The 13,292-nt window shown below is 29.1% G+C and carries 13 protein-coding genes; 5 read left to right on the forward strand and 8 right to left on the reverse strand.

The genetic code is table 11. The features are described 5' to 3' along the window. The first annotated feature begins 4 nt into the window (after positions 1-4). On the forward strand, positions 5-283 hold the full coding sequence (locus QIA46_RS01795; protein ID WP_317268227.1) for a PTS sugar transporter subunit IIB: 279 nt from the start codon (positions 5-7) through the stop codon (positions 281-283). 33 nt (positions 284-316) lie between these two features. On the opposite strand, the gene QIA46_RS01800 is transcribed toward QIA46_RS01795, so the two are convergent. Genes QIA46_RS01800 through QIA46_RS01825 form a run of 6 tightly spaced genes read right to left on the reverse strand, consistent with a single transcriptional unit; the run spans position 317 to position 8,516 of the window. Then, complete coding sequence (locus QIA46_RS01800; RefSeq protein ID WP_317268228.1) at positions 317-1,375, reverse strand: NAD(P)H-dependent glycerol-3-phosphate dehydrogenase; 1,059 nt, start codon at positions 1,373-1,375, stop codon at positions 317-319. A 17-nt stretch (positions 1,376-1,392) separates the two neighbouring features. Then, a complete protein-coding gene (locus QIA46_RS01805) occupies positions 1,393-3,684 on the reverse strand; it encodes an AAA family ATPase (RefSeq protein ID WP_317268229.1) in 2,292 nt (763 codons plus the stop codon). Positions 3,685-3,694: 10 nt separating this feature from the next. Next, positions 3,695-4,912 carry a tyrosine--tRNA ligase gene (gene tyrS, locus QIA46_RS01810; protein ID WP_317268230.1) on the reverse strand — a complete coding sequence of 406 codons (1,218 nt, stop codon included), beginning with the start codon at positions 4,910-4,912 and terminating at the stop codon, positions 3,695-3,697. Then, positions 4,909-6,246 (reverse strand): glycine--tRNA ligase, encoded by a 1,338-nt coding sequence (locus tag QIA46_RS01815; RefSeq protein ID WP_317268231.1) that lies wholly within the window; start codon positions 6,244-6,246, stop codon positions 4,909-4,911. The genes tyrS and QIA46_RS01815 overlap by 4 nt, the downstream gene beginning before the upstream one ends. A gap of 17 nt (positions 6,247-6,263) precedes the next feature. Continuing rightward, entirely contained in the window at positions 6,264-7,736 is a 1,473-nt protein-coding gene (gene gltX, locus QIA46_RS01820) for a glutamate--tRNA ligase (protein WP_317268232.1), read from the reverse strand. Between the two features lie 12 nt (positions 7,737-7,748). After that, positions 7,749-8,516, reverse strand: a complete 768-nt coding sequence (locus QIA46_RS01825) for a hypothetical protein (protein WP_317268233.1) — start codon at positions 8,514-8,516, stop codon at positions 7,749-7,751. Positions 8,517-8,640: 124 nt separating this feature from the next. Between QIA46_RS01825 and pdeB the strand changes: the two genes are divergently transcribed. From pdeB to QIA46_RS01845, 4 genes are read left to right on the forward strand one after another with little or no spacing between them, the layout of a single operon-like run. Beyond that, the gene (pdeB, locus tag QIA46_RS01830) at positions 8,641-9,780 is read left to right on the forward strand and encodes a cyclic di-GMP phosphodiesterase PdeB (protein WP_316256144.1); all 1,140 of its coding nucleotides are present in this window, start codon (positions 8,641-8,643) and stop codon (positions 9,778-9,780) included. 21 nt (positions 9,781-9,801) lie between these two features. Further along, positions 9,802-10,515, forward strand: a complete 714-nt coding sequence (locus QIA46_RS01835) for a 5'-methylthioadenosine/adenosylhomocysteine nucleosidase (RefSeq protein ID WP_317268234.1) — start codon at positions 9,802-9,804, stop codon at positions 10,513-10,515. Beyond that, positions 10,512-11,690, forward strand: coding sequence for a methionine adenosyltransferase (metK, locus tag QIA46_RS01840; protein WP_317268235.1), 1,179 nt, complete (start codon positions 10,512-10,514; stop codon positions 11,688-11,690). The genes QIA46_RS01835 and metK overlap by 4 nt, the downstream gene beginning before the upstream one ends. After that, positions 11,687-12,160 (forward strand): S-ribosylhomocysteine lyase, encoded by a 474-nt coding sequence (locus QIA46_RS01845; RefSeq protein ID WP_301341529.1) that lies wholly within the window; start codon positions 11,687-11,689, stop codon positions 12,158-12,160. Before metK ends, QIA46_RS01845 begins: the two co-directional genes overlap by 4 nt. An 11-nt stretch (positions 12,161-12,171) precedes the next feature. Here the strand turns inward: QIA46_RS01845 and QIA46_RS01850 are convergent, their stop codons facing one another. Both QIA46_RS01850 and QIA46_RS01855 read right to left on the reverse strand, forming a co-directional pair. Next, positions 12,172-12,834, reverse strand: a complete 663-nt coding sequence (locus QIA46_RS01850) for a hypothetical protein (protein WP_317268236.1) — start codon at positions 12,832-12,834, stop codon at positions 12,172-12,174. Positions 12,835-12,860: 26 nt separating this feature from the next. Further along, a complete protein-coding gene (locus QIA46_RS01855) occupies positions 12,861-13,280 on the reverse strand; it encodes an HIT family protein (RefSeq protein ID WP_231011277.1) in 420 nt (139 codons plus the stop codon). Positions 13,281-13,292 lie beyond the last annotated feature (12 nt).

Raw genomic sequence — 13,292 nt, forward strand, 5'->3', positions numbered from 1 at the left:
TGCTATGGTAAATTTAGAAAAAACAAATAAAATCAAAGTAGCAGAGCATATTGTAGAATGCTTTGGAGGAATTAAAAATATTAAAAATATACAAAAAGATCTAACAAGAATAAAAATTTTAGTAGACAGCAATTCTTTAGTCAAAAGAGACGATTTAACAAAAAATGACAACATAATAGGAACTATCAAATCTAATGAACTTACAGAAATTGTAATGAATTTTGAAATAATAGAAGATGTTTACAATAAAATTTTATATATGATGAATGATCAAAAACAATAAAGCCTCTGCAGAGGCTTTATTTTATTGTTCAACTTACTGTCTAACATCTCTCATATACTCAATAACAGATTTAGGCTCCAGCTCTTTATTCAAAATTTTATATATAACGCTTAACAAACTATTGGAATTAAGATCACGATTTAATTGTTTAAAAAAGGAAAAAATTGATTTCGCAGCCAAAACCCCCTCCGGCAAATATCCAATTTTTTCAATATTGCTTATCAAATCATCTATGCTAAGAAAGTTTTCTAAAATATTTTTGCTCACAATTTCATTACCAAATCGTCTATTTCTCCCAAACATGCTTCTACAAGTAACATCTAAATCACCAGAACCAGACAAAAATAAAAACGTTTCAATATTTCTTCCCCCAAGCTCAATTGCAATGTCCTTTATATTATTCAAGGATATTGAAAATAATAATGATTCTGTATTACTACCTATTAAATTAGGATAATTCAATTTATAAGCATCCAAAATTCCAAATGCAATTGCAAACACATTTTTTAAAGCTGCTGCTATTTGCACTCCAAAAACATCGTTACTATAAAATAAAGAAATTGGGGTTTTACTAAATAAATTAATAAACAAATATGCATTTTCCCTACTATTGCTAGCCGCAACAAGACCTGTTATCACGCCAAGTCCAACTTCCTCAGCATGACTTGGACCAACAATATAAGTAATTTCGTCTTTATATCCTCTCATAACTCTCTCGGCAGCTTCAATAACAGTCTGAGTTTTACCATTAAAAGTAATAAACCCTTTTGTAAGTATTGCTAGCTTTGGCTTTATCTCTAAAGAATGTAAAAATTGATCCAATTTTTTTAAAATATCAACAGTAAAAAGAGAAGGCGTTGCAATGAAAATATAATCAGACATTGTTGCAACTTCAAACAAATTTGAACTTGCAACTAAATTTTTTGGCAATTTAATTCCCTTTAAATATTTGGCATTAATATTATCATTATTAATGCTATTCTTAACATCTTCTTCAAAAGCCCATAAAAAAATATTAAAATCAAATTTATCTGACAAAGACTTTGCAATAGCCGTTCCCCAAGCGCCTGCCCCTATTACTGATATTTTCATAAATACTCCCTATAACCTTATAAAAACTCATATTTTATTGTTTCATCTAAATAGATTTTTATTTTACCAGAATTTTCAATTTTCTTAAAAAGAATTTCATCTATTAAAAGCTTTCCTAACTCCTTGAATATAAATTTTCTAACACCTTCCAAGCTGTAACCCTTTCCATAGATCTTTTCTCGAATATAATCAACAACGCTTTTTTCAAAAAAAACATCAAATTTTCTATCTCTTAATATCCTTGCAAAACAATCAAGTTCATTAAAAATGATTTTTTCAAAATCTAACTCCTCAATAGATTTAAATACAAACACATGATCTATTAACTCTAAAAACTTATTAGAAAATCTCTTCTCTAATATAAAGTTAAAATCATTTTCCCCCATCATTTTATTTTTAAAGCCAATACTATTAAGCTCCTTGCTCTCAACATTGACGCTTATTACTATTAAACTTTCTGATAAACTTACCTTTTTCCCAAGACCATCAAAAAGTTTGCCTGTTTTAAATCCCTCCAAAAAAAAATCATAAACCCTTTTATCACATTTATCAAAATCTGATAAGAAAATAATAGAATTAGAAGATTTGTTTAAAAATTTGAAAAACCTAGTAGATTCATAATACCCTTCATTACTTAAAACAGGCCCAATCAATCTATCAAGAGAATTAAAATCACTATACTCACCCATGTTAAGACTAAACTTTGGAATTTTAAACTCTTGTGACAAAATATCCGGCAATTTGCACTTTCCTGATCCAGAAGCACCAATAAAGGCAAATATACCAATAGTACTTCTGTTGACAAGCAAATTGCACTTTAATAATTTAATATTTAATATTAAATCAAATACCAAGTTATCATGTATAATAAGTTCTTTTTTTATTCTATTTTCTAAATTAATTAATAATTCGCTATCATACTCTTCAAAATTAAAAATATTAGAACCAACAATAGATTTAATCAGATCACAAACATCTTCTTTTGTTATAATCCTTTTTATGCTTTCAAGCTTAAATTTAGAACCCAATTCATCTAAAATATCAAAAGCTTTGTCTGGAAGAAATCTATCTTTAATATATTTTTGAGACATGAGAATGCAAGCCCGTATTGCCTCATCTGTATATTCCACATTATGATATTTCTCATAATCTTTTTTAATCTCCTGTAAAATATTATAAGCATCTTCAAAATTAGGCTCTTTAATCTCTATGCTCTGAAACCTTCTCATTAAAGCCTTATCTTTTAAAAAAAATTTTCTATATTCATATTCTGTAGTAGCCCCAATAAATTTAATTTTTCCTAAAGTGAGAATGGGCTTCAACAAATTGGAAATATCCATACTACCAAATGAAGTAGCTCCTGCCCCTACTATCATATGGATTTCGTCAATAAAAAGTATAACTTTTTTTCTTGAATTTAAAAAATCTAAAACCCTATTCACCCTACTCTCAAGATCCCCCCTATATTTAGTGCCTGAAATAAGCCTGCCAATATCAAGTGAATAGATTTCATATCCTATTAAATCCTTTGGAACATTCTCTGTTTTTATTTTATATGCAAGACCTTGGATTAATACTGTTTTTCCAACACCAGGTTCTCCAAATAAAATAGGATTACTTTTGTGCTTTCTAAGTATCACCTGGATTAATCGAGATAATTCTCGATTTCTACCAATTAAAGGATTGTATTTTAAATCCAAAGTATCAATAACGTTTGTTAAAAAATTACCAATAGAATCTTTACTTTCTAAGAAAATATTATTTTGATCCAACTTATCACGCTTATCATCAAAAATATGAAAGCCTCCTTTCCTTTTTGGTGCATTACTATGAATATATTCTGCAATTAATTCACTGTAGCCTGAGGCAGATTTAGTATTTAAAGCCAAATAATCATGAACTTCAATAAGTTTGTCAAAAATAGTTAAATTAAACCCTGAGCTAAGCAGTGCATCTAAAATGCTATTCTTTCTTTTTTTGACAAGCACCCACAATAAATCTTTTTCTTGTATTTTATAAGGTTTTTTATAAAAAAAAAGAACACTAATTATATCTTCATACAAATAATCCATACTAGAAACATAGTCTGGGATATAATTGACTCTTAAGGGAAGTTTACTAAAAAATTCTTCTAGTTGTTTATTAAGTTTATAAAAGTCAATTGCACATAAACTAAGTAGTTCTCTAACTTTATCGTTTTTAATAAGCCCATAAAAAATGTGCTCTTCTGTAAACACAAGATGCTTAGATTCCATGAAAAATAAAAAAGTGTTAAAAAATAAACAATTTAAAGCTCTTCTATCATACATCCAAAATCAACTATAAAACAATTCGTAAAAATTTTTTTTTACCTACTCTTAATTCAACTTCATTGTTATTAAAGTCCTTTTTAGCAAGAAGATGGTTCTGATTTTCTACCCTTTTGCCATTAATATAAACACCCCCAGAATCAATCAATCTTCTGCCTTCTGATTTGCTGGGCACAATTTTTGAATCTAGCATTAAATCAACCAATAATACTTCTTCTTCCAAATTAGAAAAGCTAAATTTAAAAAATGGAATATTGCTTCTATCTCCACTTCCCCTAAATGCAGCAAAAGCTGCCTCTTGAACTTTCAAAGCTTCCGCTTCTCCGTGAACAATTTTAGTTATTTCAAAAGCTAAAATCTCTTTAGCTTTATTTAAAGAAGTTCCCTTAAAATTTGAAATTAATTCAATCTCATCTTCTTGTAAAAAAGTAAAAAGATACAAAAAAGTTTTTACATCAGAATCTGAAGTATTTCTAAAATACTGATAAAAATCATAAATACTGTAAAGATTGGAATCAAGATAAACAGCACCTTTTTCTGATTTGCCCATCTTTTTCCCATCATTTCTTGTAATTAATGGAAACGTAAGCCCAAAAGCTTCTGATCCATTTTTTTTTCTAATTAAGTCAACCCCTGAGATAATATTCCCCCATTGATCATCCCCACCAATTTGAAGTATACAATTTTTAATTTTATTAAGCATATAATAATCATAAGACTGTAAAAGTTGATAATTAAACTCAATAAATGAAAGTCCAAAATCAAGCCTTCTTTTATAAGTTTCAAAGCTTAACATACGATTAACAGAAAAATGCATGCCAATATCTCTTAAAAATTCAATATAATTGAGATTATCTAGCCAATTTGAATTATGAATAAAGCATTCTGAAGTAAACTTAGTTATTCTTTGAAGTTGATTTTTTATCAACAAGGCATTATTGCTAATCTCTTCTGAAGATAAAATCTTTCTCATCTTACTTTTTCCAGAAGGATCGCCTATTTTTGCTGTAGAATCTCCAATTAAAACAATTGGTATATGCCCGTGTTGTCTAAGATGCATCATTGCTAAAAAGGGAATCAAATGACCAATATGAAGAGAACTAGCCGTTGCATCAACTCCTGCATAAAAAACTATTTTTTCTCTATTCATTAAATCACTTAAAACTTTTAAAGATGTGCATTGCTTTAAAAATCCGCGTTTATGTAAAAGACTTAAAGCAAGATTCATTTATTAAAATCCTCTTTATAATTTAAAATCTCAGTCTTAATGTATGAATATAAATCATTAATAAAAATTCTCTTCTGGGTCATACTATTTCTTTCTCTAACAGTAACTGTTTCATCCTCAAGGGTATCATAATCTATTGTTACACAATAAGGAGTCCCTATTTCGTCTTGACGTCTGTACCTTTTACCTATTGTTCCACAATCATCGTAAAATATATGAAAATCATCGCAAAGCTCCATATAAATTCTTCTAGCAACCGCAACAAGCTCAACTTTTTTAACAAGAGGAAATATAGCAATCTTGTAAGGAGCCAACTTGGGATGTAAGCGCAAAACAATACGCTTGTCCCCATCTGAGAGCTCTTCCTCAGAATAAGCATCACAAAGGGTCATTAAAACAGACCTTGTAAGACCCGCAGAAGTTTCAATAACATAAGGCACATATTTCTCTTTTGTTAACAAATCATGATACTCAAATATTTTGGGTTTGTTAGAAAATTTAGCGTGCTGAGTTAAATCATAATTACCCCTATTGTGAATACCTTCCACTTCCTGAAATCCAAAAGGAAATTCATACTCAATATCAAATGCGGCTTTTGCATAATGAGCAAGCTGAGTTGAATCATGGGCCTTAAATTTTAATCTATCAGGCCTAATTTTAAGAGTTTCTATAAAAAAATTCATTCTATTTTGCTGCCAATAACAAAACCACTCATCTATTTGCTTGGGATGAACAAAAAACTGCATTTCCATTTGCTCAAACTCACAAGTTCTAAATATAAAATTTTTAGTAACTATCTCATTTCTAAACGCTTTACCTACCTGAGCAATTCCAAAAGGGATCTTAAGCCTTGAAGAATCCAAAACATTCCTAAAATTAACAAAAATTCCTTGCGCCGTCTCAGGTCTTAAATAAACTTCATTAGAGCCATCCTCCACTGCTCCAATATGAGTCTTAAACATTAAATTAAAACTTCTTGGAGATGTAAAATTATTCCCAACTTTGCAATTCGGACAATTTTTTGACAAATCAATAAAATCGGCTCTAAATCTACTTTTACAATCTTTGCAATCAACCATAGAATCCGAAAAACCATCAACATGCCCAGATGCTCTCCAAATTTCGGGGCGCATAAAAATAGCACTATCTAAACCTACAATGTTTTCATGCAAATACACCATGCTCTTCCACCACTCTCTCTTTATATTTTTTTTAAGTTCAACTCCCAAAGGACCATAATCCCAAGCTCCCGAAAGGCCTCCGTAAACCTCTGAAGACTGAAATACAAACCCTTTTCTTTTCGCAAGAGAAATAATATCTTCCATTCTAACCATAAAAATATCCTTAATAGTTATTCATTTATTCTTAAAAATTCCTGTGCTAATTTTATTCTTTCAAAAACTTTAGCCCTGCCTATCAACTTTAGAGAATCAAAAAGCGGCGGAGAGACTTTGCTACCAAGCGCTGCAATTCTAATAGGCAGAAGAATTTCTCCCAATTTAAAACCATTACTCTCGGCAAAATCATAAAAAATTTTATCATTTTCTTCTGACGATCTTTTTTCAAATTCTTCTAAAATAGGCTTTATTAATTCTAAAATAGAACAAACCTCTTTGGCTGTTTTTTTTCTGCCTAAAAACTCATCTAAATTCCAAGATTTAATGTCTTCATAAAAAAATTTAGTCATATTTAAAGCATCGCTTAATTTTTTAATTCTACTCTTTATAAGAGGAATTAATAACTTTAATTTTTGATTATCTTCCAAACTACTGGGCTTAGGAACATACCCCTTTTTTTGGAAAAAAGGGAGCAAAAGATTAAACAAATCTTCATCTTTTTTTTCTCTAATATAGTAGCTATTGAAAAAATCCAACTTATGATAATCAAAAATCGCAGGAGATTTATTGATCTTCTCAATTGAAAAAAATTGCTCAAGATCATTTTTTGAAAAAAATTCTCTCTTATCATCATAAGACCAGCCAAGCAAAGTAACATAATTAATAATAGCTTCTGGAAGATACCCATCTTCAATAAACTGTCTTAAAGCTGTTGATCCGTGTCTTTTGCTTAATTTTTGACCATCATTTCCCATAACCATTGGAAGATGACAATAAATAGGCGGCTTCCATTTAAAAGCCTTATAAAGAAGCACGTGCAACGGACCTGAGGAAACCCATTCTTGAGCCCTTAATACATGAGTAATTTTCATTAAATAATCATCAACTACATTAGCAAGATGATAAGTCGGCAATCCATCTGACTTGAGAATTACAGGGTCGGGATTAATGTCTTTATTTGCCCATGTAATTCTTCCAAGCAAAATATCATCAAAACTCGTATCTCCTTCTAAAGGGATTTTAAATCTAACAACAGGTTTGATTTTTTTAATTAGCGCATTCTCAATTTCATCACTACTTAAATTTCTACAATGCCTATCATATCCGGGGGGCATCTTATTAATATTTTGAATTTTCTTAATCCTTTCAAGCCTTTCAGGACCGCAATAGCAATAATATGCATGCCCAGATTCAATTAAATATTTAGCATATTGCTTATATATTTCACTTCTTTGAGACTGAACATAAGGAGCATAATCACCTCCTACAACAGGACCTTCATCAAAAGAAATACCAAGCCATTTAAGACTTGAATAAAGATCATTTTCAGCTTCTGGAGAATACCTGCTCTGATCTGTATCCTCAATCCTAAGTAAAAATTTACCTCCACAAGACTTTGCAAAAAAATAATTAAACAAAGCTGTTCTAATCCCACCAATATGTTGCAAACCCGTTGGAGAGGGTGCATAACGAACCCTTATACTCAAAACACAACTCCTTTAATAAAAAACATCTTTTTTAGAAAAATCATAAATATAATAAAAAACAACAAAAAATAAATTTGAACCAAGTAGTTTTGTATGTTTAGAATCTATCCTGTTTTTAAATTTATAATATCGATTTCTAATTTCAATTTTTTTGCTTTCAAGCAAATCAAAAGATGCTTTTGATTTGCGCAATAAATAATAGAAATAAATAGTAAAAATATCATTTTTCAAAAAAAACTTATCTAAAAAATTTACCAACTCTTTTAACTTTGAGTATTCTTCAAATGACAACATACTAAGAGCTTCACAATATTTCACCCACTTATTTCTACTGTTCTTGTAATTTAAAATCAAACTAGAAGCCTTTTCTTTTTCTCTAAAGCTAATAAGAACAGAATAAAGCTCCATTATTGTTTTATGCTTTAATCTAGTGTCTTTTAAATAAAAATAAAGCTCATCAAGACTTTTTTTATCTTGTTTTATTAAAATAAATCTAAGAAGAATAGATATTTCAAAAACACTTTTAAGCTTTTTACGAACCATTTTAAGCTTTAAAAAAGTAAATGTATCTTCCATCCCATTTAAAATAAAATACAATCTTGAAAAAAAATATTGGGAATATATAACATTAAAAACAATCACCAATAAAAAATAAATCAAAATAAATTGGTAATTAAACAAAATGAAGCTTAATTTTATTTGAAATCTTAAAATTGCCAGAAAATAAATAAATAATCCAAGAAAAATAATATTAAAACCTAAGCGTATTTTTTCTACCATAAAAATCTCTTCAAAAAAGCTTAATTCAAAAATTGAGATATAATAAATACATTATACTAATAGATGGACAATTAATAAATAATATGCTATACATGGTTAATAGGGCTTAATTTCAAGGGAATAAATGCAAAATTTTGAAAGCATTATCAAAAATATAAAAAATTCATCATATTTAATAGACAAAGAATTCTTAGTTTGGCCTGAGAATGCATTTATTGGAGACAAAAACATTGAACTTATTGAAAAATGGAATTTAAAGTCATACCTTAAAGAGAGAAAAAATTTTTTCAGTGATGATTCTGTTAAAAAAGAATATGAAGAAATACACAAAAAATTCAACGAAGAGGCTATTTCTAGTTATCATGTAATAATAAGCAATTTAGAAGAAATCTATGAAAATTGCAAAAGAAATAAAAAAATATATTACCAAGACATTATGCCTACTGTAAAAAAAGTAATAGAGTTTTACAAAAAACAGAAAAAAATTTTTATCAAATATTTTAGAATTCCCAAGCTTTCTGCAAACTATCACATTATTCATTCAGTAAATACAGCTATCTTAACAGTGGCTCTTGGCAATGAAATGGGACTAAATAACTATAAAACAGTAGAACTTTGTAGTATTGCCCTTTTACACAAAATAGGATTTTTATTCATTCCAACAAAAATTAGCGAAAAAAAAGAAGCATTAACTGACGAAGAACTAGAAATAATAAAAAAATATCCCATAATAAGCTATAAAATAGCTTCAACGAGCAATTTGTCTCGATCAATATGTTTGACACTTCTAACACATAAAGAAAATCTGGACGGAACTGGTTATCCTAAAGGATTAACAAGTGAAAACATCAGCATAGAATCAAATATAATAGGTGCCGCTAGCGCCTATTCTGCCATCATTTTAGATAAGGCATACAAAAAATCTTTTAATTCTGGAGCATCTATTATTGAATTAATTCAAGATGCTGACAAAAAATTTGACAAAAGGGTTTTGAAGCTAATAATCAATGCAATATCTTCTTGTCCTTTAGACTTTATTGTAGAGCTTAATGACAATTCTATAGCCAAAATAGTAGATATAGATGATTCTAACCCAAATCTCCCATACATAAACCACATAATAAAAAATGGAAAAGTTGTAGACAAAAATGAGCAACACAGTGTTCAATCTATACCAAACACAAACACAGGAATAAAAAAAATACTCAATCAAAATGAAATAGAGCTAATTAAAAATAAATATTCTTTAATAGATATTATATAAAACATTTAAAGGAGAAAAAATATGATTTTGATAATATCAGCTATGCAAGAAGAATCAGAAGAAATAAATAAAATACTTGATAACAAAGAAGAAATTGTACTAAATGACTACTTAGAAAATAAAAAAATTTATAAAGGAAAAATTTTAGGAAAAGATGTAATCTCTTTAACTACAGGAATTGGCAAAGTTAACGCAGCAATTTGGAGCAGTCAAATTATCTCTAAATATAAAATCACTCATATAATAAACTCTGGAAGTTCTGGAGGAATAAAAGAAAATTCTAACCTTAAAATATCAGATATCATAGTATCCTCAGAAACAGCATACTATGACTTCGACTTAACCAAGTTTGGACACAAAATAGGACAAGTCCCCAATTTGCCACAAAAATTTAAAGCAGATGAAGAATTACTGAAAAAAGCGGTCAATATTATCGACAGCAAACTTCTAAACATTGATACCCACATTGGCTTAATACTAACAGGAGATCAATTTGTTGACAATGAAAAAAATCTTGAAACAATTAAAAAAAATTTCAAAGATGCTTTAGCTGTAGATATGGAAGGAGCTGCAATAGCTCAAGTAGCGTACATATTTAAAATACCATTCATAATCATTCGTTCAATTTCTGATTTACCAAAAAATAAAGACAACCATATAGACTTTAATAAATTTTTAAAAACATCATCAATAAATTCAAGCAAAATGATAAAGGAACTTATTAGGCTAATATGAATAAAATAATAGCAGCTAACCAAACTTTAACTTCTGAGGCTGTATCTGAAGGACATCCAGACAAAATTGCAGATCAAATCTCTGATGCCATCCTTGATGAAATACTAAAAGAAGATAAAAATGCAAAAGTAGCTTGCGAGGTCATAATTGCACAAAATTTAGTAGTAATAGCAGGAGAAATAAATAGTCCTGTAAAAAAAAATATAGATATAAAAGAAATTGCTAAGAACATCATCAAAGATATAGGCTATACAAATATTGATTATGGGCTTGATTACAAAACAATAACAGTAATAGACGCTGTTGGCAATCAATCGTGCGACATTGTAAACGCAATTGAAAAAAAGGAATCCAATACCCTTGGAGCAGGTGATCAGGGAATAATATTTGGATATGCCTGCGATGAAACAAAAAATTTTTTACCAGCTCCTTATGAACTTGCCAATTTAATTCTAAAAAAAGCTAGCGGTCTTAGAAAATCAGGAGCAATAAAATGGTTAAGACCCGACTCAAAATCTCAAGTTACTATCGAATACGATAAAAACAGAAACCCCATAAAAATAAAAAATATAATAGTCTCTCATCAACACGATCCAAACATCTCCCAAGAACTAATACGACAAACAATAATTGAAGAAATTATCAAACCCACCATTCAAGACAAATCAATGCTTGATGAAAATACTGCATATTGCATTAATCCTTCCGGAAATTTTGTAATTGGAGGACCTACCGGAGACACTGGTCTTACAGGGAGAAAAATTATTGCCGATAGCTATGGAGGATTTGCAAGACACGGAGGAGGAGCATACAGCGGAAAAGATGCCACAAAAGTAGACAGATCAGCTGCCTATATGGCAAGATATATCGCAAAAAATATGGTGGCAGCCGGAATTTCTAAAGAATTTGAACTACAGCTCGCATATGCAATTGGAATTGAAAATCCAATATCTATTCAAATAACCGCGGGGATAACTGATCCTAAATATGCAAACAAAATATTAAATTTTATTGTTAATAACTTCGATTTAACTCCCAGCGGAATAATTGAAAAATTAAAATTAAAACAACCCATATATCTTAAAACCTGCACTTATGGCCATTTTGGGAAAAATGAATTTGAGTGGGAAAAATTAGATTTTGTAAAAAAAATACAAACAGTGCTAAAAAAATGAAAAAAATAACAAGTTTTACAATAGATCACACAAAACTAAACCCTGGAATATATGTCTCAAGAAAAGACACTTTTGAAAATGTAATATTTACTACAATAGATATTAGAATCAAAGCTCCCAACATCGAACCAATAATTGAAAACGCAGCAATACACACAATAGAACACATAGGAGCCACTTTGCTTAGAAATAATAAAGTTTGGGCCGAAAAAATAGTATATTTTGGTCCTATGGGATGCAGAACTGGTTTTTACTTAATAATTTTTGGAGACTATGAAAGTAAAGATCTTATTGATCTAGTATCGTGGCTTTTTTCCGAAATCGTAAATTTTTCAGAGCCTATTCCGGGCGCAAGCGATAAGGAATGTGGAAATTATAAGGAACACAACCTTGATATGGCTAAATATGAATCTTCTAAATACTTGCAAATATTAAACAACATCAAAGAAGAAAATTTAAAATATCCTTAAGCTCATTAAATTTATAAAATAGAAAGTATTTCGCTTTCATTCCTTGTTGCTACATCATACTGAAAAATAAAGCCTAATGTTATTTTATGCATTTGATTTAAAAGTAAAGGTTTGTTGTAAAAAATTGGAGAGACTGTATATTCCAAAAAAATAAAATCTATATTAATTCTAGCTCCAATGTCTACTCCCAAAACAAAATTATCCAGCAATGTCCAATCACTTGAATCTATAAAACAAATTTTTGCACCAATGTATGAAAATTGTAAACCTGTAAAAAAGATTAAACTAAACATCGGGGTATAGGATAAAAAGAAATAATTACCATATATTCTCATTGAGAATGTAACATCTTTTATTATGAAATAATTTATAGAATGCCTCAAATGTGCTTGATCATTCAACATAAATATAATCTCATCGGTGTAAGGAGTATGGCTTGGTAAAAATTTAATATCTAAATTAAATTCTCCACCAAATGCTAAATTTTGAGAAACATTAACCCCAACTCCACTGAAAAATTGATACTTAAGTCTTTCATAGAAGAATAAATCTTGAGTAAAATTATCAACACCAACCCCAATTCCACTGTATACATTAAGATATCCCGGAATTCCTGAATAAATTCTTAATGTATTAAGCATAAAAACAAAAAAGAATAAAAAGTTTCTTTTCATAAAGAATCCTTTTTGGCAAAATAAAATTAAATATTCATACTTATTTGCATAGACAACTCTTTAAATTTTTCAACTTCAAGATTAAGTTTATTACCTCTCTTAAGGCCAAAACCATCATTTTTAAACCTTGGAATTACATGAAAATGAGTATGAAAAACTTCTTGCCCCGCACCAGCCCCCAAAGCAGAATAAATATTTATTCCACCATAAATGCTTGAATTTATTTTCTTTAAAGCATTTGAAATTTTTTTACATACTTTTAAAATTCTCTCGCTAAATTTATCATCCATGTTCAATAAATTCTCACTGTGTTCTTTGGGAATAACAAGAGTATGCCCAACAGTTAAAGGATTAATGTCTAAAAATGCTAAAACCAAATCGTCCTCATAAACTTTATAACTAGGAAGCTCTTTGTTTACTATTTTACAAAAAATACAATTATACATTAAAAATGTCCT

Origin of the sequence: Borreliella carolinensis (assembly GCF_032595855.2) — a bacterium.
Taxonomy (GTDB): Bacteria; Spirochaetota; Spirochaetia; order Borreliales; family Borreliaceae; genus Borreliella; species Borreliella carolinensis.

Coding starts and splice junctions, on each gene's coding strand:
- QIA46_RS01795 (WP_317268227.1), top strand. CDS start 5: ATGGTAAATTTAGAAAAAACAAATAAAATCAAAGTAGCAGAGCATATT.
- QIA46_RS01800 (WP_317268228.1), bottom strand. CDS start 1,375: ATGAAAATATCAGTAATAGGGGCAGGCGCTTGGGGAACGGCTATTGCA.
- QIA46_RS01805 (WP_317268229.1), bottom strand. CDS start 3,684: ATGTATGATAGAAGAGCTTTAAATTGTTTATTTTTTAACACTTTTTTA.
- tyrS (WP_317268230.1), bottom strand. CDS start 4,912: ATGAATCTTGCTTTAAGTCTTTTACATAAACGCGGATTTTTAAAGCAA.
- QIA46_RS01815 (WP_317268231.1), bottom strand. CDS start 6,246: ATGGTTAGAATGGAAGATATTATTTCTCTTGCGAAAAGAAAAGGGTTT.
- QIA46_RS01825 (WP_317268233.1), bottom strand. CDS start 8,516: ATGGTAGAAAAAATACGCTTAGGTTTTAATATTATTTTTCTTGGATTA.
- pdeB (WP_316256144.1), top strand. CDS start 8,641: ATGCAAAATTTTGAAAGCATTATCAAAAATATAAAAAATTCATCATAT.
- QIA46_RS01835 (WP_317268234.1), top strand. CDS start 9,802: ATGATTTTGATAATATCAGCTATGCAAGAAGAATCAGAAGAAATAAAT.
- metK (WP_317268235.1), top strand. CDS start 10,512: ATGAATAAAATAATAGCAGCTAACCAAACTTTAACTTCTGAGGCTGTA.
- QIA46_RS01845 (WP_301341529.1), top strand. CDS start 11,687: ATGAAAAAAATAACAAGTTTTACAATAGATCACACAAAACTAAACCCT.
- QIA46_RS01850 (WP_317268236.1), bottom strand. CDS start 12,834: ATGAAAAGAAACTTTTTATTCTTTTTTGTTTTTATGCTTAATACATTA.
- QIA46_RS01855 (WP_231011277.1), bottom strand. CDS start 13,280: ATGTATAATTGTATTTTTTGTAAAATAGTAAACAAAGAGCTTCCTAGT.